The sequence below is a fragment of the Nitrospirota bacterium genome (genome assembly GCA_016195565.1).
In the GTDB taxonomy this organism is placed as follows: Bacteria; Nitrospirota; Thermodesulfovibrionia; order Thermodesulfovibrionales; family UBA1546; genus UBA1546.
In genome coordinates, this window is sequence record JACPZK010000020.1 from 1 (window position 1) to 22334 (window position 22334).

18 protein-coding genes are annotated in these 22334 nt (G+C 43.9%); 2 read left to right on the forward strand and 16 right to left on the reverse strand.

Annotation, left to right across the window (positions count from 1 at the left end; all coding sequences use genetic code 11):
• Window positions 1–105 precede the first annotated feature (105 nt).
• From HY035_06690 to HY035_06700, 3 genes are read right to left on the reverse strand one after another with little or no spacing between them, the layout of a single operon-like run.
• Window positions 106–657 carry a hypothetical protein gene (locus HY035_06690; protein ID MBI3378068.1) on the reverse strand — a complete coding sequence of 184 codons (552 nt, stop codon included), beginning with the start codon at window positions 655–657 and terminating at the stop codon, window positions 106–108.
• Window positions 658–706: 49 nt separating this feature from the next.
• Complete coding sequence (locus tag HY035_06695) at window positions 707–985, reverse strand: type II toxin-antitoxin system RelE/ParE family toxin (protein MBI3378069.1); 279 nt, start codon at window positions 983–985, stop codon at window positions 707–709.
• Window positions 978–1220, reverse strand: a complete 243-nt coding sequence (locus HY035_06700; GenBank protein ID MBI3378070.1) for a CopG family transcriptional regulator — start codon at window positions 1218–1220, stop codon at window positions 978–980. Before HY035_06700 ends, HY035_06695 begins: the two co-directional genes overlap by 8 nt.
• A gap of 161 nt (window positions 1221–1381) precedes the next feature.
• Between HY035_06700 and HY035_06705 the strand changes: the two genes are divergently transcribed.
• Window positions 1382–1624, forward strand: a complete 243-nt coding sequence (locus HY035_06705) for a hypothetical protein (GenBank protein ID MBI3378071.1) — start codon at window positions 1382–1384, stop codon at window positions 1622–1624.
• A 176-nt stretch (window positions 1625–1800) separates the two neighbouring features.
• On the opposite strand, the gene HY035_06710 is transcribed toward HY035_06705, so the two are convergent.
• The 6 genes from HY035_06710 to HY035_06735 form a co-directional block, all read right to left on the reverse strand.
• The gene (locus tag HY035_06710; GenBank protein ID MBI3378072.1) at window positions 1801–2742 is read right to left on the reverse strand and encodes an FAD-dependent oxidoreductase; all 942 of its coding nucleotides are present in this window, start codon (window positions 2740–2742) and stop codon (window positions 1801–1803) included.
• A gap of 31 nt (window positions 2743–2773) precedes the next feature.
• The gene (locus tag HY035_06715; GenBank protein ID MBI3378073.1) at window positions 2774–3241 is read right to left on the reverse strand and encodes a CBS domain-containing protein; all 468 of its coding nucleotides are present in this window, start codon (window positions 3239–3241) and stop codon (window positions 2774–2776) included.
• 52 nt (window positions 3242–3293) lie between these two features.
• Window positions 3294–4805 carry a DUF4070 domain-containing protein gene (locus tag HY035_06720; GenBank protein ID MBI3378074.1) on the reverse strand — a complete coding sequence of 504 codons (1512 nt, stop codon included), beginning with the start codon at window positions 4803–4805 and terminating at the stop codon, window positions 3294–3296.
• Window positions 4802–6331, reverse strand: coding sequence for a radical SAM protein (locus tag HY035_06725; GenBank protein MBI3378075.1), 1530 nt, complete (start codon window positions 6329–6331; stop codon window positions 4802–4804). The genes HY035_06720 and HY035_06725 overlap by 4 nt, the downstream gene beginning before the upstream one ends.
• Window positions 6332–7168 (reverse strand): prolipoprotein diacylglyceryl transferase, encoded by an 837-nt coding sequence (locus HY035_06730; protein MBI3378076.1) that lies wholly within the window; start codon window positions 7166–7168, stop codon window positions 6332–6334.
• A 71-nt stretch (window positions 7169–7239) separates the two neighbouring features.
• The gene (locus tag HY035_06735; protein MBI3378077.1) at window positions 7240–8160 is read right to left on the reverse strand and encodes a hypothetical protein; all 921 of its coding nucleotides are present in this window, start codon (window positions 8158–8160) and stop codon (window positions 7240–7242) included.
• 404 nt (window positions 8161–8564) lie between these two features.
• Here HY035_06735 and HY035_06740 point away from each other — a divergent pair, with 404 nt between their 5' ends.
• Window positions 8565–9320, forward strand: coding sequence for a transposase family protein (locus HY035_06740; GenBank protein ID MBI3378078.1), 756 nt, complete (start codon window positions 8565–8567; stop codon window positions 9318–9320).
• Between the two features lie 284 nt (window positions 9321–9604).
• On the opposite strand, the gene HY035_06745 is transcribed toward HY035_06740, so the two are convergent.
• The 7 genes from HY035_06745 to uvrA all read right to left on the reverse strand — a co-directional run bounded on the left by HY035_06745 (window position 9605) and on the right by uvrA (window position 22136).
• Window positions 9605–10075 (reverse strand): hypothetical protein, encoded by a 471-nt coding sequence (locus tag HY035_06745; GenBank protein MBI3378079.1) that lies wholly within the window; start codon window positions 10073–10075, stop codon window positions 9605–9607.
• Window positions 10076–10106: 31 nt separating this feature from the next.
• Window positions 10107–16802, reverse strand: coding sequence for a hypothetical protein (locus tag HY035_06750; GenBank protein MBI3378080.1), 6696 nt, complete (start codon window positions 16800–16802; stop codon window positions 10107–10109).
• Between the two features lie 102 nt (window positions 16803–16904).
• Window positions 16905–17450, reverse strand: a complete 546-nt coding sequence (locus HY035_06755) for a DUF998 domain-containing protein (protein MBI3378081.1) — start codon at window positions 17448–17450, stop codon at window positions 16905–16907.
• A 62-nt stretch (window positions 17451–17512) separates the two neighbouring features.
• Window positions 17513–18031, reverse strand: a complete 519-nt coding sequence (locus HY035_06760) for a Gx transporter family protein (protein ID MBI3378082.1) — start codon at window positions 18029–18031, stop codon at window positions 17513–17515.
• Window positions 18015–18428 (reverse strand): NusG domain II-containing protein, encoded by a 414-nt coding sequence (locus HY035_06765; protein MBI3378083.1) that lies wholly within the window; start codon window positions 18426–18428, stop codon window positions 18015–18017. The genes HY035_06760 and HY035_06765 overlap by 17 nt, the downstream gene beginning before the upstream one ends.
• Complete coding sequence (locus HY035_06770; protein ID MBI3378084.1) at window positions 18385–19581, reverse strand: FAD:protein FMN transferase; 1197 nt, start codon at window positions 19579–19581, stop codon at window positions 18385–18387. Before HY035_06770 ends, HY035_06765 begins: the two co-directional genes overlap by 44 nt.
• On the reverse strand, window positions 19581–22136 hold the full coding sequence (gene uvrA, locus HY035_06775) for an excinuclease ABC subunit UvrA (protein MBI3378085.1): 2556 nt from the start codon (window positions 22134–22136) through the stop codon (window positions 19581–19583). Before uvrA ends, HY035_06770 begins: the two co-directional genes overlap by 1 nt.
• Window positions 22137–22334 lie beyond the last annotated feature (198 nt).

Below are 22334 nucleotides of genomic sequence, written 5' to 3' on the forward strand. Positions count from 1 at the left end.
CTGCTACTGACGCCTCATTCCTCAAGCCTGCCAATACCATTTTCTGCTTCTCTTCTGCGCTCCATTTCTTTCTTGCCATCTGCTTCCTCCTTCCGGAGGACTAACTTACCAGTTGTTCCTAATTTCGTCAAACCCTACATTCTTTTCATCTTTTGCCCAAGGAATAATATGACTTGCTACTAAGAGTTCCGCAATGCCTAATCCTGTGATACAACATTTTTGATTGTAAGATGAAAGAATTGCACTTCTGAAAAAATATTGATTTACTCTTGCTTTAATGATTGCTTCTCGCACTTTTCCTTTTGGTAAGTCGGTAGCTTCAATGTGTGCAGTTTCTTCGATAGTTTTTTTGCTGAATTTTGCGATCAATAATTCACTTTCGTAGGCAAGCTTTTCCCAGTTATTATTGAACTCGTTCCAGATATTCTCATCTAACTTGCTTGTATTTTCTAAACCAACAATCCCTCTCTTTTTTAATTCAGGGTCAAAACTTCCAAAGTTGCCGATTTTCATTTTTACTGAGTTGGCACTTCTTCCAATAATTTTTGCTATACGAACAATATCGGGATGCGCAGAGCTAACCCTATTGAATGGAATTTTGCAATAAAGATTAAATACAACGATTGTCTGTTCTCTCGTCCATTTGTCTATAGGCATATTAATCCGTCGTCCCACTCATTGCCGAATACTCGCGTTTAATCATCTTTTAATAACTATCTTTACGAGAATCGGCAGCTATCATGTAAACCATTCTTTCCTTTTCATTGATTTCATAAAAAAATCTATAGCCGCCTATCCTGTACCGCCACGTATCAGGCTTATAGTTTTTTAATTTCTTAATATTTTTCCCGAGATACGGGTTGTTACGCAACTGGGGATATACATACTCCAATAATTTCTTCCTGATTCTTTCACCCTGTCCCTCGAAATCCTGCGTCAGGTCTCCAAGAAATTGTTCAGTCTCAAAAATTCTGTATTTATCCAACAAGGGCGCCCTTTTTCATTTTTGCGTGGCTATGCCCCTTCTCAAGTTTTTTAAGCAGCTTTGTATTTGAAAATATCTCTTTCATTTCAAAGTCATCAACAAGCATATCTTCATCCAGTTTTTTTAAGGCGAGTGTTTCTATCAGATTGGACATGCTTCTATGCTCCTCGCTTGCAGCCTCGCTGAATTTCTTATAAATTTCATCTTCTAACCGTAAAGTTATCGTTTTTGGCATTTGCTTTCACCTTCCTTCATTTTCATTCTAAAATAGATTAATTCATTCAATATAAGTTTTTCAAGTAAATAAGATATAGGCGGGAATCAGCCTTTGTCGGTGTAAGCTGCCGTATGATACACATCATAAAAATATTTCCTGCAATATGTTAAAAATAAATCATGTTAAAGGAAACGTGTCCGGGAAGCAGAGAGATAAGGAATCCGTATCCTGAGGAGATAAAGTGCATTGTCTGCGGAGGGACAACAGAGATATGGACTGACGAGCCTGAGACTATTTGCAAAACATGCGGAGGCACTGTTTCAAGGGATATGCGTATGACCTGTATAAAGTGGTGCCCAGCGGCAAAAGAATGTGTCGGCACTGAGAAATATGAAAGGCTAATCAAGGCGCTGAAAGATTAATTAAAGCTGACGGCTTCGTAAAAAGTCCGTATGCTGCGTTGCGCTGCATCCTTCGTCACTGCGACGTACAGGAAGTACGCCTCATTCCTCAAGATTTGCGCGCCTTGCCTTCGGAGCTTTTTACTTTGCCGTCCGATTTCCCGACTTTTTACGAGTTTGTCAAAGCTGATTCCTGCCTATTTCCCCCAGTCGTATCTCCTTCTGCTTCTGTGCGTGATAAATCTTTCAGCAGAGAGGGCTGCCACGCAGCCGTTTGCCGCAGAGACAACAACCTGCCTTACCTCTGTGCATGTCATATCGCCTGCAGCGAACACGCCGGGGATTGACATCTCCATCATCCTGTTAGTGATGATGCATTCTTCCTCGCTGAGTTCAACATTGCCGCCGAGGAAATCTACTATAGGTTTATTCCCGTGAAGGTATACAAAAACCCCTGAAACCTCAAGGGAAGTCTCTTTTTTGTCTGCACCGGACATCTTTATCCGTTCAACAACTTCATTGCCCTCTATTGCTGTCACTGACTGTCCGAGGAGGATTTTAAGGTGTGGTTCGCTTAATGCAGGATAGTCATCTTCAACCTTTAGTCTTGATGACGGCGAGATGAGATAAACAATCGCTGCAAATTTTGTCAGGAGCCCTGCCTCTTTCACTGCCTCTTCAGAATCTCCTATTACGCATACTGTTTTGCCTTTATAGAACGCAGCATCGCATATTGCGCAGTAACTTACTCCCTTTCCGAGGAATTCCGCCTCGCCTTTAATTGTGGGTTTCCTGCCCATGGAGCCTGTTGCCATGATTACAGTCTTCCCGCTGTAGTTCTTATCCATTGTAAAGACTTCTTTTACATTACTGCTGAGATTTACCCCTATGACCTGAATCTCAGCGTATTCAGCGCCGAAATTAATTGCCTGTTTTCTGAATATGTCTAAGAGTTCTTTTCCTGTGAGCGGTTCGGAAAGGCCCGGATAGTTTTCTATCCTGTGCGCAAATGCAAGGGCGCCTGCTGTTTTGGATTTATCAAGGACAATTGTTTTCAGTTTTGCCCTTGCCGCATACTGCGCAGCGGAAAGGCCTGCAGGCCCTCCGCCTATAATTATCACATCATAAAGGTCGCTCATTTTTATTCAATAATTATAACAGAAAATGTTTTTATTGTGCTCTGCCCGTAATTCCCTTGATTAAATCTATTTTGCCGATTATGCCGATAATTTTTTTCTCATTTTTCCCTTTAACAACAGGAATAAGATGTACCTTCTTTTCAGACATTATAGTGGAGACGTCCTGCACAGGCGTGTCTTCAGTAACAGTTATGACCTCTTTTGTATATATGTCATTCACTGCAATCGCTGTCATTTTTTTAATCTCTTTTTCTATCTTGCCGGGGCTTTCAAGCATGATAAACGCGTCAAAGAGTCTCATTACGGTCGGAATGTGAAGCCTTTTGTCCCGGCTTATCAGGTCGTTTTCTGTGACTATGCCGATCAAGTCCCCATCATCATTCACAACAGGGACGCCGCTGATTTTATGCTCCATGAGTATCCGGGCCAGTTCTTCTATTGTGGTTGCTGCTCCGACTGTTGTCACATTCTTTGTCATTATGTCTTTAGCTGTCAGCATTGTTTCTCCTTATCATCTTTTAGAGATATAATACTGTGTGCAGGAAGCAAAATCAATTGAAAGATGTCCCCTGTTCATAGAATAGCTTAAGATGTTTGTATACGACGAGGTGCATGAGTACCGTCTGCACATGCTGAGGGTTGTGCAGGAGTGTTTGAACAATAATCCGCATGAACATATATATTCGCCGCAGATCAGTTGATAAAACATAGTAGTTAACGAGCCGAAGCAATGTTAATATTCCTTTTTTACTGATTTTTGTCCGGCCTTTGATGCCGTGCTTTCCCCCAAGTTTAACAGCACTTATCAGTCTTTCAGCAAAATTATCGTAACTGTAGAGATTTCGCACCAGATACCTGTATCCTTCTGCAAGCTCCTCAGAACTCATATTAACAGGCTTGATGTTTGTATGTATGAGACTGTCCGCTTTTCCCCTGATGCCTCCTGCCTCATTGTCTCTTAATCTTCCCTCCTGTGTTATGCGCTCATACAACGGCGTCCCGGGGATGGCCTGTAGTATTCCAACCATGACTACAGGAATCGATGCTGCCTGTATAAACCCGAGCTGCTCATTGAATATATTCGTGTCATCGCTGTCAAAGCCGACAATAAAAGAGCCCCATACGATTATGTTGTTTGACTGGATGCGGCGAACCGCATCCAGCAGGTCTATCTTGGTATTCTGGTTTTTTTTTGCCATTGTCAGGCTGAGTTCACTGGGAGTCTCGATGCCGACAAATACACGCCGGAAGTTTGCCTTGTTCATGAGAATGAGAAGCTCTTCATCACGCGAAATATCTATTGTGAACTGGCAGCTGAAATAAACCCGATAGTCAATGGCTTTGACAAAGCGCTTGATTTCAACAAGAAGATCCAAGGCCCTTTTACGATTCCCGAAGAAGTTGTCATCAATGATAAAGATGGAATCCGCGCCCAGTGCGTAGAGGCTGCGAATCTCCGTCATCACCTGTTCCACTGATTTATTCCGGGGCCGCTTGCCCAGCCGAATTGGTATTTCGCAGAACTCGCACGAGTGCGGACAGCCGCGCGATGTTTCAATGATTGCCGTTGAATATGCCGAAAGCTCAAGCAACTCGAAGCGGGGAGCAGGAGAAGCGCCTAAATCCACAAACCCGTCCTGTGCGTATAAAGGCTGAACAGTGCCTGATTGAAAATCGCGGATGAATGACGGCCAGGTATATTCAGCCTCTCCCAGAAAAACTATATCGGCATGTTCCGCACACTCGCCGAGATTTGATTTTTGGACGAGCGGCCCTCCGATTGCCACAGTTTTTCCCTTACTGCGGAATAAGTCTGCCAGTTGATAAACCCGCTCCTTCTGGATGTGGTAGCCGGTAATGCCTACTATATCGGCATCCGTGTCAAAATCAACGGGTTTGACATTTTCGTCGCATATGACGACATCATGTTCCCTTGGAGTTAAAGCGGCTAAAGTGGCAAGCGATAACGGCGGGAAAGGGAATACATTGCCGTCAATGTCTCTGGAATAAGAAAAGTCCCACAGCGAAAGTGGCAAGCGCGGATTGATAAGACATATTTTCATCTTTTGGATTCACAGATCTCCGCTATTCTGTAGTAGTGCGTCTGCATGTGCTTGTATGCCAGCAAATGAAAAACAGTCTCATCCAGATTCCGCAGCCTGTGAGACGCTAGAGACTTAAGAACATGGAAAAACATTTTGCGCGTTTTCCTGTCAGCTCGGAACAGGTAAAACGAAAGCATGCGAATCAGTATCATTGCTGTCTTTAGATTGAGGACAGGCATTGATGATGTCAGGTTTCTGGTGTTAGAGCCGATATACTGAATCATCTTGGCCCTGAAGGATTCCGGCGAGAACATTTTTCTCAGAATGCGCGCAAAGTTTTTCTCAAGCTCTTCCTCGCTCATCTTCTGCGGAATCAGGTTCGTTGCCTTGGAGACTTCTTCTTCGCTGAGTGCGGTCAGTCCGAGTAAGGAGGGGAGCCGCAGCAGCCTGTTTGTCTCCAGCGCGCGCCGGTAAAGGGGGGTTTCCGGAAGCGCCTGCAGCAGTCCTACCTGTACAGGGATAAAGTTGGTATCCCGGATAAACTCAAGCTGCCTGTCAAAAGACGACAGGTCATCACTTTCAAGCCCGAACATGATGCCGGCCCACACCGTGATGCCGTAGGACTTGATCTTTTCAACAGCGCGGGTTATGTCCATATCTATCTGATGTCTCTTGTTCAGTTCGCTCAGTTTGCCTTTGTCTCCGGTCTCTATTCCTATGAACAGCCGGAGAAAGTTTGCTGCCCGGAATAAATCCAGCAGTTCATCATCGTTCGCCACATCCAGGGCCGCCTGAGTATAAAAGTACATCTTAGTCGGAAGAGAAGGAAGCAGGGCGGCTATCTCTTTTAGCAGGGTTTTGGCATACGGCTTGTTGCCTGCAAAATTGTCATCCACAATAAATACCGAATCATTGCCGAGTCCTGAAAGAATTCTTATTTCGCTGAGAACCTGTTCTATTTTTTTAGAGCGGGGTTGGCCGCCGTACTTTATAGGAATATCACAAAAGTCGCACCGGTAAGGGCATCCCCGCGTTACCTGAATGCATCCGCTTGCGTACTGGCCTGATTTCAGCAGATGAAAATGAGGAACGGGAGAGTCCTCAATATTTATAAATTCTTTTTGATGGTATATGCTCTTTTGTTTCCCCTGCTTGAAATCATCTATGAATGCAGGCCAGGTATATTCAGCCTCGCCGATAAAAACCACATCCGCGTACGTTTTGCATTCCTCAAGCATATCGAATGTGATTGGCCCGCCGAGGGCAACAAGCTTTCCGCGCTTTCTGTACTCGTTTGCTAATTCAAAAACCCTCTTTCTCTGGGGTACGGAGCCGGTCAAAGCAATAATATCAGCATCGGTTTCAAAACTTACAGCCTCAACATTTTCATCAATAAGCCCGACGGCGCAGTCAGGAGGGGTCAGGGCTGCCAGCGTAGGAAGAGATAACGGCATGTGAGAATATTTTACGCCTACAAGGTCCATGCAATGATGAAAGTTCATTGAATGGGGGTGATGCTTTGGATTGATGAAGGTTATTTTCATTTAAATACTTTCCTTATTACGTGATAGATTTTGATACCGCCTGTATAGGCTAAAGCAAAGCCAGAGTGAAAAAAACAGAAAGAGGACCAGTGTAGCCATCTGCCATGCGTTAAAAATAGTATTGCCTATCATTTCATCTTTCCTCATAAACTCTAAAAAAAAGCGCCCGCCCGAATACAGAGTGCCTGCAGAGGCAAAGACCGTCCCCGGATACAGTGCCCATTTTTCACGCTTGTGATACATGATTTCAGTAATCACTAATATAGCAAAAGCCTCAAGCATAAACAATAAAGGCAGATTCCATACGAGGCTGTCATGAGGCATGCCGTGATAGTCGTGCCGTATCTGTGAAGACGGAATATAAAAATCAAGGGGAAGCGTAAAGACAGAGAGAAATGAGGTTTTAATCGAGTCAGGCGCTATTTTTCCATAACAACACCCATTCAAAAGACATCCTATCCGGCCCAACAGGACCGAAAGAGGAAAAGTGAACGCAACTGCATCCATAAGCTGCATGGGCGGAATTTTCATCACATACTTGATATAAAGAAGACTATACAGCAGGACCGATATAATGCTGCCTATTACGGTAAGTCCCGAAAAGGGATAAGAAGTGCTTTCTGCTCCTGCAAGAACCGGGATTATTTTATTAAAAAGGTGAGCTCCTAAGGTGCCGACCGGCAAGGCAAATAATAACCACGGGAAAATTGTATAGAAAGGATAACCCAGTTTTTTTGAGCGTATCAGAAAGAGAATCCAGCAGATCACTACACTGCCGAGCGCGGCGAGCCGCCAAGTAGAAATTTCCAGACTGCCGAAATAAATAGAAGGTAACATTTCAGATGGAAGACGTTAAATGAAAGACATTATTATGGAACCCGCGCTTTAATTTGCCGGGAGGTGAATCCTTAATATCTCTTCCTCTCCCTGATTTCCTGAGATTTCATTTTCAGGTTGAGCATCTCATCTGTATTCAGATAGTTCCATGAGGCTTTCATTACCTGCGGATAGGCTGCTTTCAATATATCCGAGAATGCCTTGACTCTTCCGTCATATAAAGTGCGTGTAGCTCTCCACCCGTAGGTATTTCTCGAATACCCCCCTCCTCCACAGCCGTCAGAAGGAACATAGTGCGAGCCTGTAACATATTGCTCCTTTCCCGTGGCATACTCAACCTGGAAATCCTGAACTCCAAGGTCCAGTTTCTTTATCCACATCTTTTCTTCTGACATAGGTTCAAGCATATAAAAATATACCTTCATGCCGACGGTCATTGTAGAGGAATAAATATCTCCCAAACCTCCACCCTCAAAAGTTGCCTCTCCTTTATACTTAGGATCGCTGGAATGATGAATGTCAAATATAACACCTATTGAAAGAGTGAGATCAGAGCCTTTTTTATCAGGATACGTAACCTCAGCCAGAGCAAAGGGGCCCTTTGTAGTCATGCCTTTAGCCACCAACTGCGATTGAACATCCTCACCCATGCTGCCGGCAAAGCTTTGAAATACCTTCCGCATGTCGGGTGTCATGGAGCCGCCGGCTGCAACCTTTACCCCGCCGGTATATTCCTGTGTAGCAGTATCTTTATATTCAGGGACAGTTATCACGACTGTCAGGTTTGCACTGCCTGGTTTCTTAGCTTCGGGTATATTATATCTCGGGAATGAATATAAATCGGTGTATTGAGGAATTGTGGAATACTGAACTTGCGGCTGGTGAGTTGGAGGCACGCATGATGTTGTTGCCAGAAAAACAGTTGAATAAAAAAGAAAGCCGAGCGGGATGATGCCGCCAGATATAATTAATAACATCTTTTTAGTATTCATAATGAAATGTTAAACATCAGTGGATTAAATGTCAAGGAAATATTTCCGAAAAATAGAGATAGAATTATGAAACCGTTGATTTATCTGTCATTGCGAGAACCCGAAGGGTTCGTGGCAATCTCATTGCAAAAGACGAGATTGCTTCGCTTTGCTCGCAATGACAACCTTCTATGTCTATTTTTCGGAAATTTTACAGGAATTTTTATGCAACTGCACCCAACCATCTTGAAATGTCAGGAGGAACCATGCCTCTTTTTCTTAATCGCATATGGCATATCTGTTTGCAATTGCTCCGAGCCTTTCTTGCCTTTCTTTTTCTATCAAAATTTTTTCGGAGATTTGGACAGAGGAAATCCAGAGCAGACAAGAAACTATTCTATTATCGTCAACCCAAGCCCGCATGGGTGAGACATGAAATAATCCGTCTCAAGGCATTGATGCCTGAGGCAGGCTGTAGAACGATTGCTCATACGTTTAATCGCAGGTTTGCAGAGAGCAGGCAAATGACAGTAAGTAAAACATATGCCAATGATGTTATCAGAAAGAACAAATATGAGATTCAGGTTTTGAGAAAAGAAATAAAAAATAGAAGGCCGAAAGATATTCCGGGAAATCTTGTCTGGGGAATGGACCTGACAGGTAAGACCGATACCGATGATAATCTTAACCATATCATTGGAATGGTAGAGCATAAAAGCAGGCAATGTCTCGGTCTGGCAGCTTTGAAAGATAAAGCATCTATAACAATACTACGCTTCCTGCTCGATGCCGTTGAGCTTTACGGCAAACCAAGGTTTTTGAGGACAGATAACGAACCTCTCTTTACTTCGTGGCTGTTCAGATTCAGCTTATGGCTGATAGGGGTTCGCCATCAGTTTATTGACAAGAGTTGTCCATGGCAGAATGGGCGCATTGAGAGGTTCTTCGGGACATTAAAAGAAAAACTTGATCAATGGAATGTAATCAGCAGGGAACAACTAAATGATGCACTCGGTCAGTTTCGGTTCTGGTATAACCATGTTCGGCCTCACCAAAATCTGGATGGAAGAACGCCTGTAGAGGTGTGGAATGGAACTGATGTCTTCTCCAGAAGACCAAAACATGAATACTGGTTTGAGGCATGGGATGGCTTGCTGACAGGGATTTATTTGAAACTTTAATCTGTCTGGAATATAACCTAAAAACAGAAAGGGAAAAGGGTGTCCGTGAGAGGTTTGCATTCAGCGGTTGAATCGGACTGAAGATACTGAAACGAACATAAAAAAATAATACAAAAGCGTTTTCGGTTAAGAAAAATTTACAGCGGTGAGGTCAAAATCACGGACTGATACCTGAAAAATAGCTCAGATAGAGGCGAGCAGAGCCTTGCGGACAGCCGGACAGGACAATCATTTTTCTTTTTTAATAGAACTAACCGTCCCCTTTTCCGTTCCTTGAACCTTCCTCATTTATTTTTTCTTTTAATTGTCTTTACGACTTGCTCGATCAAAAAACCTACCCCTGTAAATAAAACGATAGAAGGCACAAATGCATAATAGAAAGATTTTAGAATTCCAAGAGCAAGGCCAATCAAATAAAAACGAAAATAGCTAACGTAAGGGGGTATAAGATTTAATCTATCTTTATTTATATAGAATTCAACATCTATCTGATTGTTCACCCACGGTAACGACAAAAAAAGACCAATAGCAACACCTATAGACAAAAATTTTATCTTAATGTCCCTTTTTTCGAATAGCTTATTTAAAAAATGGCCTGCCGCAAATCCTGGAATTATACCATTAACTACTGCAATGTATAGTATCAAATAAGGCGAAATACCGAACCTGCGAGCGGTCATATAATGAAAGAAGACATTTACAGCAGTGAATAGAAAAAGAGATAGAAGTATGATAATTATTTTTCTTTTTCCCATATCATCTTATCCATACGGCTCATCATAGAGATTAGTACTTATAGGGATATTCCCCTGTTTCACAACACGTTTTCCAATGTTGTCGCGCTCTTTCTTCGCATGCCTTTCGTTGCCCGAGGTCGTCAGGAAATTGAAACGCACAGTCAATATAGTCGAGATTATAAAAAAACTTACATTTCTCGTTTGTGCACCGATCGTCATCACACTTTGTAGGCTTCTTTTTATCCTGCGAGTCTCCTCCGCCCGAGGGAACAATGACTGCTAACCCCGTAGGGTCCGTATATCGGACGGGATTATTTCCAACATAATTGAACAGATTTGTATCGCCACCTCTAAAATCAATCGGATCTTTTGCCGTCCAGCGTCCGATGGCAGGGTCGTAATCACGAAGTCCAAATCGCACCAGTCCTGTATCGCGGTCATATAACCCTCCTGCAAAACCGAATGGAACACTGAAGGATGGATTTGTATCGTTTATTACATTTCCAAATGTATCGTAATCAATCTGTTTTATGATGTTTCCAGTTGAATCTGTTACTACTCTTAACGAACCCACTTGGTCATAGGATAAATAATAAGTTGCTCCTGCAAAAGTCATTGAAAGAGGCAGTCTTCCATCCGCATAGTTGAAACGCATCATCAAATTATTGTTTCCATCATATACAGCAAGGAGAGTGATTGCATCCGCCCAGAGATATTTCTCTGTTATTGTCCCATTTACTCTTTTGGCAATTCGCCTACCAAAAGGGTCATGGTCGTACGAGACGACTGTACCGTCAGGTTTGGTTACGCTCAACAATTCGCCTCTTGCAGAATAGTTGAATGTTGTAGTCCCCGTGCCCGTCGTTTTGCTTGTTAAGAATCCATCAACATCAAACTGATATGTATCTGCTCCTGCAGTAAGAACGTGGTCTTCATTTGAATAGCTGTAGTTTACTGCATTACCGGTAAGGCGATTCCCATTAGCATCATAAGAATAGTTCTCAGATACTACATTGTTTTTCTTTACCTCAGTAAGTCTTCCGAGAGAATCATAACTGTAATCCCATGTAATCGTCTCTCCTGAAACATTCTCAACCCTCTGTGTAATCCTTCCCGCTAAATCTCTCGTTAAGGTATAAGAGTATTTATTAACTGCTGCTATGAAATAGGCATTGCTGTCCAGTTCTCCATAACCGCTGAATATTCTTGCATTGGTGATTACTCCATCACTAACCGATACAGGCAATCCGTTTTGTGCATTTCTTGTGATAGTGAACGCTCCTGCCGTTGTCAAAAGGCCATCGTTATCGTAGCCAAAGTTCTGAGCGGTTCCCGCGTACACTATTGACGACAGTCTAAAGTCATTATTGTATGTGTAACTGATTGTCTGGTTAAACAATCCTGAACGCGTGTCCGTTTTGAGGAGACTTCCATCATAAGTGAACGCTATACTCTCGGAACCTCTTGTTGCGCCTGTCAAATTGTTTGAACATCCATACGAATAATTCGTTGTTCCTTCCGGTGTTTGTGTGCTTGTGAGTAATCCATTCGTATAAGCATTGGTTATCAACTTGCCTGATGGGAATTGTATCGTCTTAAGCTTTCTTTCTTTGTCATAGCTGTAAAGATAACTTCCTGACATAGGAGTTGCCCATGTTTTCCTTTGGTCATTTGCCGTGAAGTCAAAGGTATTGTTTATGCTCTTGGGATTTGTGAGAACCGTCATATTGCCGTTGTTGTCATAATCATAGGATACAATCGTTCCATCCGGCCTTAATTCCTGTCTCAATCTCCCCATTACATCATAGGAGTAGTCAAACGTTTTATTGTCTGGTGTAATCACATAATCAATATTTCCATTTGTGTCATAAGCAATTGCAGTTGTCCTTGAGCCTGTGGTAATACCTGTAAGCCTGCCGCGCGCATCATAGCTGTAGTTGGCAGGAGAAAGTCCTGAAACAGTTATCTGTTTTGTAAGAAGATTTAAAATGTCATATTGAGTTGTTATCGTCCTTCCCAATGGAGATGTGTTTGTGATAATGCCTGTAAGAACATTGTTGCTCATTGTCCATGATTTGCTGTTCAGGGTTGTTGTCTCTGTAATCAAATCAGGCTTTTTATCCGCATTTGTATCCTGATAGGTATTGGCGAATGCAGTGGTCTGCGTGAGACCTGCCGGAGAGGTCTTTGTGGATTCTTTGATGTATTTGAATTTGTATTCAGTGTCAAGGTCATATTTCAGGCTCTGTTTCATGCCGCAGAGCTGCTCTGTCCCTGTCAAGCCGTCAGATGAACGGGTGATGGTTGTTACTGCGCCAGTCGGCTCTGTTTTTAATGAGGTATAAGCGCCTGTTGAATCTGTTTTATCATTATATGTTGTGAGATTGCCTTCGCCTGTCAGAACATTTACAGAAATATTGCCTGCATTATCCACTGTGCGGGAATAACTCCATGCTCCGCCCTCAGGGTCAGAGATATTCGTAATCCTTCCGTTTGCATCAAACTGATGCACGAAGTGGTTGTTCTTAGTGTCATATTCATCAGTCATAAGGCTCTCTGTTGTATAGGTGAAGGAATAGGAGGTGTTATCAGGATATGTAACCTTTGTCAGATTGTTGCTGCCATCTATAGTCAGGCTTGTGATAATACCGTCAGGAGATGTGATGGATGTCGGTATGCCGCTGCCGTCTCTCTGAATCGTGGTCTGATTGCCGAAACGGTCCGTTATGGAGATTAGCTTCTTGTCCTGATTGTAGCCGAATGTAAGCAGAGTCTTTCCTGTGGCAAGATCAATCGTGTATTTATGAAGACCCGTGCTGTCAAGGATATATCCCAGGCCGTTTTCTTCGGTAAATATTATATCTCCTGCTAAAGTTAAACCTGCAAGAGCAGAAGATAAAAAGATTTTTCTTATCCGGTTGTTAGATGTATCCGCTATATAGACATTCCATCCGGTATCTACCGCTACTCCATTCAGATGATTAAGCATGGCCTGCGTAGGAGCGCCCCCGTCCCCGCTAAAGCCGTATTGCCCGGTGCCTGCCACTGTGGTGATGATGCCGCTTGTGTCCACCTTTCTTATCCGATGGTTATCATGGTCCGCTATATAGATGTTCCCGGCGCTGTCCACAGCAACCCCAAATGGATAGTAAAGCATTGCCTGTGTTGCGGGGCCGCCGTCTCCGCTGAAACCGTATTGTCCATTGCCTGCCACAGTTGTGATAATGCCGCTTGTGTCCACTTTCCTTATTCGCTGATTTTGGAAATCAGCTATATAGATATTGCCTGCATTATCTGCTGTTACTCCGTATGGGTTATTAAGCCTTGCCGATATTGCTGGGCCGCCGTCTCCGCTAAAGCCGGATTCTCCATCGCCTGCCGCAGTTGTGATGACGCCGTTTGTATCTACTTTTCTTATGCGCTGATTTCCTAAATCAGCTATATAGATATTGCCAACGGTATCCACCGTGACTCCAAAGGGATAATAAAGCCTTGCCTGTATAGCAGAACCTCCATCGCCGCTGAAACCGTATTGTCCATTGCCGGCCACTGTGGTAATGACGCCGCTTGTATCTACTTTTCTTATTCTATGATTCGATGTATCCGTTATATAGATATTGCCTGCGCTGTCTACTGCTATGCCGAAGGGATATTGGAAACTTGCCTGTGTAGCAGCGCCTCCGTCCCCGCTGAAGCCTCCTTGCCCATTTCCGGCGGCTGTGGTGATGATGCCGGCGGCATCAACTTTTCTTACCCGCTGATTGCTTAAATCCGCTATATAGATGTTCCCGGCGCTATCTACTACTGCTCCGTACGGATTAGAAAGCATTGCCTGCGTTGCAGGGCCGCCGTCTCCGCTGAAACCTGATTGTCCGTTGCCTGCGATTGTATCTATAATTCTTGCATTATTGCGGCTTGTCGTGCCGTTTCCTTTATAGAGCGTAGAAGGGTCTAAAGGATTCAAATAATGATGGGCGGATAGCGTCCAGCCGTTGGCAATAATTTTTTCTTCTCTGTTAACAGCCAGAGCGCTCCGCTTCCACGACGTAAACTCCTGCCTTCCCCAAATGCCTGTTACATCCGTGCCTGCCTGTGCAAATGCCTGAGCAAAATTGCCCGCTGAATAATACACCGCCTGATATACAAACCCTATGCTTATGTCGGCAGTCCTTGAACCAATAACTTGATTGCCAAGATAATCCAGTCCGTCCCAGATGAACTCAACTTTTTGATTGGGCTGTGGCGGGAGTGTTGTCTCAAACTGCCGCCCTGCAACATCCATCTTAACAATAATGCTCTTGAGGCTTGAAGGGACAGTAGGTCCGCTTGCAGGAATGGTTATGATTGATTTATAACCTTTAACACGATGGCTTGCATAGTGCAGTGTCAGGTCCGTGCCGGGGATTGGGATGTCTTCATGAAAGATGCGGCTCCTGCGCTCGCAATAGGAACTGATATAATCCGAGTCATCGCTATTAATGCCATCAGAACATGCCATCTGTTGATCGGAAATGGCATTGCCTTCTGCATTCGGCGAAACAGCATCAGAAGACGGCCCGAACGGCCAGTTAGCGTCCCACGGCGTAAAGTGATTTATTGATACACGCCAATAAGTGGAATTAGGCTTGTATTTAGCGGGGTCGGTTAGTCCTGCTACGTTGAAGTCATGCGGCAGGCCGTCTCCTACGTTGTCTAATCCATCAACTATGCCGTCGCCGTTTGTATCCAGAAGCTTTACTACCACTCCGTTGTCAGAAGGCACCCATACTGCCCTGTCTCGGTCATAGTATCCAACCGGAACTTTCTCTCCTACTTTAAAGCCGAGGAAGTTATCTATATAGACTATTACAGGTTTTTCAAATCTCACATTTTTAGCGCCGTCAACCGATAGCTTTGATGCGTATGTATATGCAGAGTTCGGCGGAAGTTTTGCAGGCATGGACTCAGGTGTTTCAAATTCCGTGGCCCTTGTTGTGATGGATGAAAGAATTACCTCTGTGCCGTCTGAATTTTTTGCATATACCTTGTTATCTCCGCTAAATACCATTGTCAAAGAACGGCTGCCGGATTCATCTGTAATTGTTGAACTCTTGTGAATTATGGTTGTTGAGGCATTGCCGTCAAATGCGAATGTGGTAGAGACAGTGTCCTCAGGTATCATTGCGATTGTCTCTGTAGTTGCTATGTCATTCCACGGCACATAGACCTGACGATGTGTTGTTATAAAACCTGATTTTTCGTAAACAACCGTAATAGTTCCGCCGCCGTTTGCAGGGATGGAGAATCTGCCTTGAGTGTTTGTTTGCGCAGAACCGTACTCGGAATGATTGTGGATTGAAACCTTTACCTCTGATAAGGGATTCTTTGCCCTGTCTTTTACAATGCCTGTGATAATGGAAAATCTTTTCGGGTCGTAAGACTTTGTGGCATTAGCTGGAATCAGGTCTTCATACTGTTTTCCAAAAGAGCCTTCAGGAAGGGGCTGGACAGTTGTCTCTTGTTTTACATTAAAGTTTATTGCTTCAGACATCCCTCCGTCAGGTGATGGGTTTACAACTGTTACAGGGAATAGACCTGCGTTTGCCAGCATTTCCTTTGGAATGGTTATACGAATGTTATGGTTGTCTGTAAAGGCTGTGGTTAGAGCCTGGCTGTTGAAATAGGCAACTGATGAGGTTATGAACTTATTGCCTTCAATGGTTAATATAATCCCATTGCTTCCCCTCTGAGCGCTTGCCGGAGTTAAAGATGTTATCTCAGACACAGGGTTCGGAAGCTGTATCAATGTGAGGCTGTCTGTCTTGTCGTCAACTATGCCTGCTATGTTTGTGTAGTTGTTTACTGCTACTGCTTTTGGAAGTTTGTTCAAGGCGTAGTTCTTGAGGATTGTGTTTGTATTAAGGTCTATAAGTAGCAGAGTTCTGTCTTCATCGCATATTACAAGGGCGCGGTTGTCCAATTGATTGATTGCTATGTCTATGGGATGTTTGCCGACAGGAATGGTTGTTGTCTGCCAGTTCTGAAGATTTATGACTGTAATAGAGTTGTCTTTTTCATTTACTACTGCTGCGAGATGTGTCTCCGGATTTATGTCTATTGACTGTGGTTTTTTGCCAACAGGGACTATTCGTGTTATCTGATAGGTATTAAGATCTATTACTGAGACATTGTAGTCTTTCTCATTTACGACAAGGGCCAGATTAAGCACTTGGTCTATTGCTATGTCTTTTGGTTCTTTTCCTACAGGGATTATTCCTAAGTTTTGACGTGAGAAGAGGTCAATGACAGAGATTGTGTCATCTTTATGATTGGCTACATAGGCTCTATGGGTTGATTGATTTATCGCTATTCCTTGTGGTTCTTTGCCGATGGGTATGGTTGAGGTTACTTTGTTGGTGCTCAGGTCTATTATTGAAACGGTATTGTCATGGCTGTTTCCGATTACTGCAAGGTTAAGCCCTCTGTCAATGGCAACTCCTCTCGGCGCTTTGCCGACAGGAATTGTTGAGAGGACTGTCTGAGTATTAAGGTCTACTATTGATACTGAATCGGATTTTTCATTAGCAACTACTGCAATATCTGTATTCGGATTTATTGCTATACCGTATGGATTGTTTTCAAGTGCGATGCCGGAGGTGTCGGTTGTGGAATGAACAGAGTCTTTAAGAGAAAATACTATAAGGCTGAAGGCTGATAAAATTAAGACAAAGAAGACACATCTAAAGGAGTAGCTTTTTCTCATCATTTCCCCCTCTGATGATTTTCGCTGAACTGGCTGAATCATAAAGAAATGATTAAACTGTTGTCAAGAAAAAACGAAATAGGAATATTTTACGCAACTGATTATTTACAGGTTATGCTTCCGTGCCGAGGAAATTGCAAAGGCGCTGAACCAGACAAATGCTGAAAAGGAAGCCGATCTCTGCTGAAACCCCATAAATGTATGTATTCTGATGCCCCGGCTCTCAGCAAGAACCCATGTTGCGGCGTCAATTAATATAAGAAGTGCGACAGCGAAACCTGATACGACCAAGACTGAATAACCCTTATGTCTCACGGTATATACAGAGAACCCGAAGATATTGATAGATGCCGCGAGCCCGGCGAGAAGAGCAGACGTGAGATGTATCAATGAAGGGAAGGGGTAGAAACCTGCGACAATGAGGAACACACCGGCACATGCCATGCATCTCAGTCCAAGGCTTGGCAATAAGGGAGAAGTCCACATCTTATTGGCTGCCCGCGCCGCTAATAGAATGAAACCACCCGGCGCAGCGAACCCAAGATAGTTTAAGAGAAAGGCGTATGGCTGCCCAGCGATGCCAAGGTCGCTGATGGCCCTCCGGCTCTGCGAATAATCAGGCGTTAAGAATCCCGCAACAAGAACAGCCATTATATGCAATACTGCGGCGCTAACAGAAGCTGTGGCAAAGACCTTATGAGCATTCAGCCGCATCATCTGGATGTATCGGGTGATTTTTTTGAAATATTTTTGATGAGCATGCCTCCTATAATGCCATTCACAACGCCTGTGATTGTTCCTAAGAGAATCAACAGTGGAGTTACTATTAAGATAGCTTCAAGCTGCCGGACGAATAACAGGTATGCGATAGAAAGCTGTGAGACATTATGGAATAATGCGCCGATCAGGCTGAGCCCTACAGGGCCGAAGAGTCTTGGAAACAGTGAGAATGTAATCCCCATTGCAGCCGTGCTTGAGACACCGCCGCAGAAGCTCATGATAAAACCGGGGCCAAGAAATGTGCCTATGAATATTGATGAAAGGATTACCCTTATAAGCGTCACTATCATGGCTGCTCTGAATCCATAAAGGACGAGCGTTGCAAGTGTGATAATGTTTGCGATACCGAGTCTTAGCCACGGGATAGGAGTTGGCAGAAGATTTTCAAAGCTGTGGATTGCAATTGCATAAGCTGAGAGCAGCGCTATGCGGTACTTATCCTGTGATTGCATCAATAGCTTTATTCTCTTTGCCTTCAGAACTATCCACGAATACCGTTACCCTGTTTGGAAGACATACTATTGCGCCTCTGTCTATCCATCCATTATGGATGCATATTTTGTTAGGGCAGGGGGATTCTTTTATCCGCACCTTCCTGTTTTTAATTTCCACTACGGTGTCTCCGTTTATGCCTTTCACAGCGATTATTGCATCGCTGTTGAGCGGAAGTTTGTATGCAAGCTTTCCGTTAACTTCAATCTTGACGTCTGTTCCCTGAGGGAATGCCTCTTTTATAAAAATAAACTCTGAGATAGATATGAGTATAAGCACTGCAAGCAGCAGTATGTCCGCAAGCGTCATTCTCTCAGTCAGTTCTTTTTTGCCTCTGCGAATCTCCGATAATTTCAAGTTTTCCTCTCAGGTTTGGTGTCGTGTGTATTTTGCCATTTTTATCCACAATTATTCCATCAATCCCCATTTCTTCAAGGAGTTTTATCCCTTTTTCAGCGCCGAGTATAAAGATGCCTGTTGAAAAAGGGTCTGTTACAGAACCGTCTTTTGCTACGATGCTTACGCTCCGGCATTCATCCACGGGATAGCCTGTTTTTGGATTAAGGATATGATGGTATCTTTTTCCGTCAATAATAAAGTATCGCTCGTAATCTCCGGATGTTGATATTGCCAGGTCAGTCATCTCTATAGTTGCCATTATTTCATCCGAAAATCCCTTTTCACCCTCCCCCTTACCCCCTCCCATCAAGGGAGGGGGAAGAATAGCAGTTCCCTCTCCCCTCGTGGGTGAGGGGGGGTGAGGGGGGATTGCTCTTGGATTTTTTATCCCTATCTTCCACGGTTTTAAATCAGGTTTTAACCCAAAGGCTTTAATGTCACCTGAGATGGAAACAAGCCCTGATTTTATGCCCTCTCTTTTCAGCGCCTCCACTGCCTTATCAGCAGCGTATCCCTTTGCTATGCCGCCGAGGTCAATAAGCATTCCTTTTTTCTTGAGATAAACGGATGAAAATTTTTGGGTAAGCACTATATTGTTATAGTTTACAAGCGGAAGCCTTTCTTTGATTTTTTTGTCTTCAGGTTTTGTTCTCTTATGAAAATCCCACAGGGTTGTTACAGAGCCTATTGTCACATCAAATGCGCCGTTGGTTTTTCCGGAGGCATAAATTGCTTTCTCAATAACTTCAAAGGTCTCCGGAGACACTACCACAGCTTTCAAGCCTGCATTTCTGTTTATCTCTGAAACCTCGCTGCTGTCGGAGAAAAAGTTCAGCAGCCTGTCAAGTTTTTCTATCTCTCCAAATGCTCTGTCTATTGCTTTCTCTGCTTTATCACCTGAGCCTGAAATAACACTTATTGTTATAAGCGTATCCATGAGTACTTTGCTCTTGCGATAGACTTTCTCTTTTTGAGGACTGCAGGCGCTGAGAGCGAACAGTAAGATGAGCCCAGCAGCGCAGTAGCGCAGTAGCGCAGTAGTTAAAGATTTCTGCACTAAAGACTGCTGCCCTGTTGCTCTACTGCTCTGTTGCTCTATTGACTTTTTCATTATGCCACTCTTGCAATATTAGACTTTGGAAGTTTATTTTTCAAGGCAATTCCTGTATACGAATCAGGATTCATGCTTACTTCTTCAGGCGTTCCCGCTGCTATGACCCTTCCGCCTTTTTCTCCGCCCTCAGGCCCGAGGTCAATTATATAATCCGATGACTTTATCACGTCAAGATTATGCTCGATGACAACCACCGTGTTTCCAAGGTCTATGAGGCTGTTTATGACATCCATGAGTTTCTGGATATCGGCAAAGTGCAGTCCTGTTGTAGGTTCGTCAAGCAGATAAAGCGTATTGCCTGTTGATCTTTTCCCGAATTCTTTTGAAAGCCTTACCCTTTGCGCTTCTCCGCCTGAGAGTGTTGTTGCAGACTGGCCGAGCTGTATGTAGCCGAGCCCTACGTCTTCAAGTATCTCAAGCCTCTGGCGTATAAGGGGGATTGCGCTGAGAAACTGAAGCATTTCGGAGACCGTCATCGCAAGGACCTCAGCTATGTTTTTGTCTTTATATCTTATTTCAAGCGTCTCTTTATTGTATCTTTTGCCTTTGCATACATTGCACGGTATGTAAACATCAGGAAGGAAATGCATGGCAACTTTAAGCGTCCCTCCGCCGCGGCAGGACTCACATCTTCCTCCTGCGACATTAAAACTGAAGCGCGATGCAGTATATCCCCTTACCTTTGAGTCCTGAATCTGCGCAAAGAGTTCCCTGATATATGTGAATATCCCCGTATAAGTTGCCGGATTGGACCTTGGCGTGCGTCCTAACGGAGACTGGTCAACGCATATTATGCGGTCAATCTTTTCTATGCCTGTGATTTCCCTGTGCTTTCCGGGGATGAGTGCGCTTTTATATAGTTTTCCGGCGATAGCTTTGTATAGAGTTTCAAATATCAGAGTGCTCTTACCCGAACCTGAAACCCCTGTTATGCATGTAAATAGGCCCAGCGGCATCTTGACGTCTATATCCTTAAGATTAAATTCGGATGCGCCAATGATATGGATGAAGTCTTTTGGTTTTCTCCTCTTGGCAGGCACGGGGATGCTCAGTTCGCCTTTGAGGTATCTGCCTGTCAATGAGTTTTTGTTATCCCTGATAACATGAGGCGGACCTTCTGCGGTTATCCATCCGCCTCGAAGCCCTCCGCCATGCCCCATGTCAATTACATGGTCAGCCCAGTTTATAGTATCTTCATCATGTTCAACGATTATCACTGTATTTCCGGAGTCTCTTATGGACGAAAGGCTTTCAAGCAGTTTTTTGCAGTCTCTCGGATGAAGCCCGATGCTTGGCTCGTCAAGGACATAAAGCACTCCTGTAAGGGATGACCCCATCTGCGTTGCAAGCCGTATCCTCTGCGCTTCACCGCCTGAAAGTGTCAGTGAGAGCCTGTCAACTGTCAGATAACCGAGGCCGACCTTATCAAGAAACGAAAGCCTGTCTTTGACTTCTCTCAGCACGCGTGATGCTATCATCTGTTCCCGGTCCGTAAGCTTCAGCGCATTGATGAATTGAATCGCATTTATGACAGACATCCTTGAAAATTCAGCTATGTTTGTGTCTTTTATTCTTATGCTCAGCGCCTCTTTTCGCAGTCTCATGCCTTTGCACGCCTTGCACGGCGATAACCCGGTCACTGCCTCATCGGTTATAACTCCAAAGTCCTGTCTTTCGGCCTCAAAATCCTCGCTGATGTTCTCAAACCCGATGCCGTTGCATCTCGGACAGGCGCCGTATTTACTGTTGAACGAAAAAAACCTCGGATTAATTTCAGGGTAGCTTATGCTACAGTTGGGACATGCCATGGTCCTGCTGAAAGGGATGTCTTTATTTTTATCTATGAGATTAATTATGACAGTGTCTGTATATTTTAATGCTGAATCAATAGCGCTCTTTATCTGCCTTTCAGTCCCTGTTTTTATAAGAAGCCTGTCTATAACAATCTCGATGGTATGCCTCTGCTGTTTCTTCAGCTTTATATCCTGCGTGAGGTCCACCATCACACCATCTATCCTCGCCCTTATAAACCCGTCGCGCAGCATCTCGTAAAGTTCTTTTTTATATTCGCCTTTTCTGTCTCTGACAATGGGCGCAAGTATCTGCATGCGCGTTCCCTGAGGCAACGACATAACGGAGTCTATTATGCCCTGAGCCTCCTGTGCGGTTATAGGTGAACCGCAGTTATAGCAGTAAGGTTTTCCTATCCGCGTGTAAAGCACGCGCATATAGTCATAGATTTCCGTTATTGTGCCGAGAGTGGACCGCGGACTTTTCGTAACTGTTTTTTGTTCAATAGCGATAGAAGGCGAAAGTCCCTCAATCAGGTCCACGTCGGGTTTCTGAAGCTGTTCAAGAAATTGCCTTGCATATATTGAAAGGCTTTCAACATACCGCCTCTGTCCCTCCGCGTAGATTGTGTCAATTGCAAGGGATGATTTGCCGGAGCCTGAGGGGCCAGTGATAACAGTTATCTTTTCCCTCGGTATGGATACACTGATGTTCTTGAGGTTGTGCTCCCGCGCGCCCTTTATGACTATAGAGGTTTGCATATCGCTGTCTGGAATGTCTTAAAGACTGATATTCAATATAATAACCTAAATAGGAAGGGGCTTTCAAACAGCGATTCCGAAACAACAGTTTAAAGAGCCATTCAGAAGATTGTTCGGGATATTTGCAGTCAGAGGTGACAGGTGATATTTTTATAGAGAATGTGCTATAAAACAGGGAAAAATCACAAGGAGAGCGGC

Bases quoted from the DNA above. Each gene is read 5' to 3' on its own strand.
- HY035_06705 (MBI3378071.1), top strand. From the start codon at position 1,382: ATGTTAAAGGAAACGTGTCCGGGAAGCAGAGAGATAAGGAATCCGTAT.
- HY035_06710 (MBI3378072.1), bottom strand. From the start codon at position 2,742: ATGAGCGACCTTTATGATGTGATAATTATAGGCGGAGGGCCTGCAGGC.
- HY035_06745 (MBI3378079.1), bottom strand. From the start codon at position 10,075: ATGGGAAAAAGAAAAATAATTATCATACTTCTATCTCTTTTTCTATTC.
- HY035_06690 (MBI3378068.1), bottom strand. From the start codon at position 657: ATGCCTATAGACAAATGGACGAGAGAACAGACAATCGTTGTATTTAAT.
- HY035_06750 (MBI3378080.1), bottom strand. From the start codon at position 16,802: ATGATGAGAAAAAGCTACTCCTTTAGATGTGTCTTCTTTGTCTTAATT.
- HY035_06700 (MBI3378070.1), bottom strand. From the start codon at position 1,220: ATGCCAAAAACGATAACTTTACGGTTAGAAGATGAAATTTATAAGAAA.
- uvrA (MBI3378085.1), bottom strand. From the start codon at position 22,136: ATGCAAACCTCTATAGTCATAAAGGGCGCGCGGGAGCACAACCTCAAG.
- HY035_06715 (MBI3378073.1), bottom strand. From the start codon at position 3,241: ATGCTGACAGCTAAAGACATAATGACAAAGAATGTGACAACAGTCGGA.
- HY035_06760 (MBI3378082.1), bottom strand. From the start codon at position 18,031: ATGCAATCACAGGATAAGTACCGCATAGCGCTGCTCTCAGCTTATGCA.
- HY035_06735 (MBI3378077.1), bottom strand. From the start codon at position 8,160: ATGAATACTAAAAAGATGTTATTAATTATATCTGGCGGCATCATCCCG.
- HY035_06755 (MBI3378081.1), bottom strand. From the start codon at position 17,450: ATGGCTGTTCTTGTTGCGGGATTCTTAACGCCTGATTATTCGCAGAGC.
- HY035_06730 (MBI3378076.1), bottom strand. From the start codon at position 7,168: ATGTTACCTTCTATTTATTTCGGCAGTCTGGAAATTTCTACTTGGCGG.
- HY035_06725 (MBI3378075.1), bottom strand. From the start codon at position 6,331: ATGAAAATAACCTTCATCAATCCAAAGCATCACCCCCATTCAATGAAC.
- HY035_06770 (MBI3378084.1), bottom strand. From the start codon at position 19,581: ATGAAAAAGTCAATAGAGCAACAGAGCAGTAGAGCAACAGGGCAGCAG.
- HY035_06720 (MBI3378074.1), bottom strand. From the start codon at position 4,805: ATGAAAATATGTCTTATCAATCCGCGCTTGCCACTTTCGCTGTGGGAC.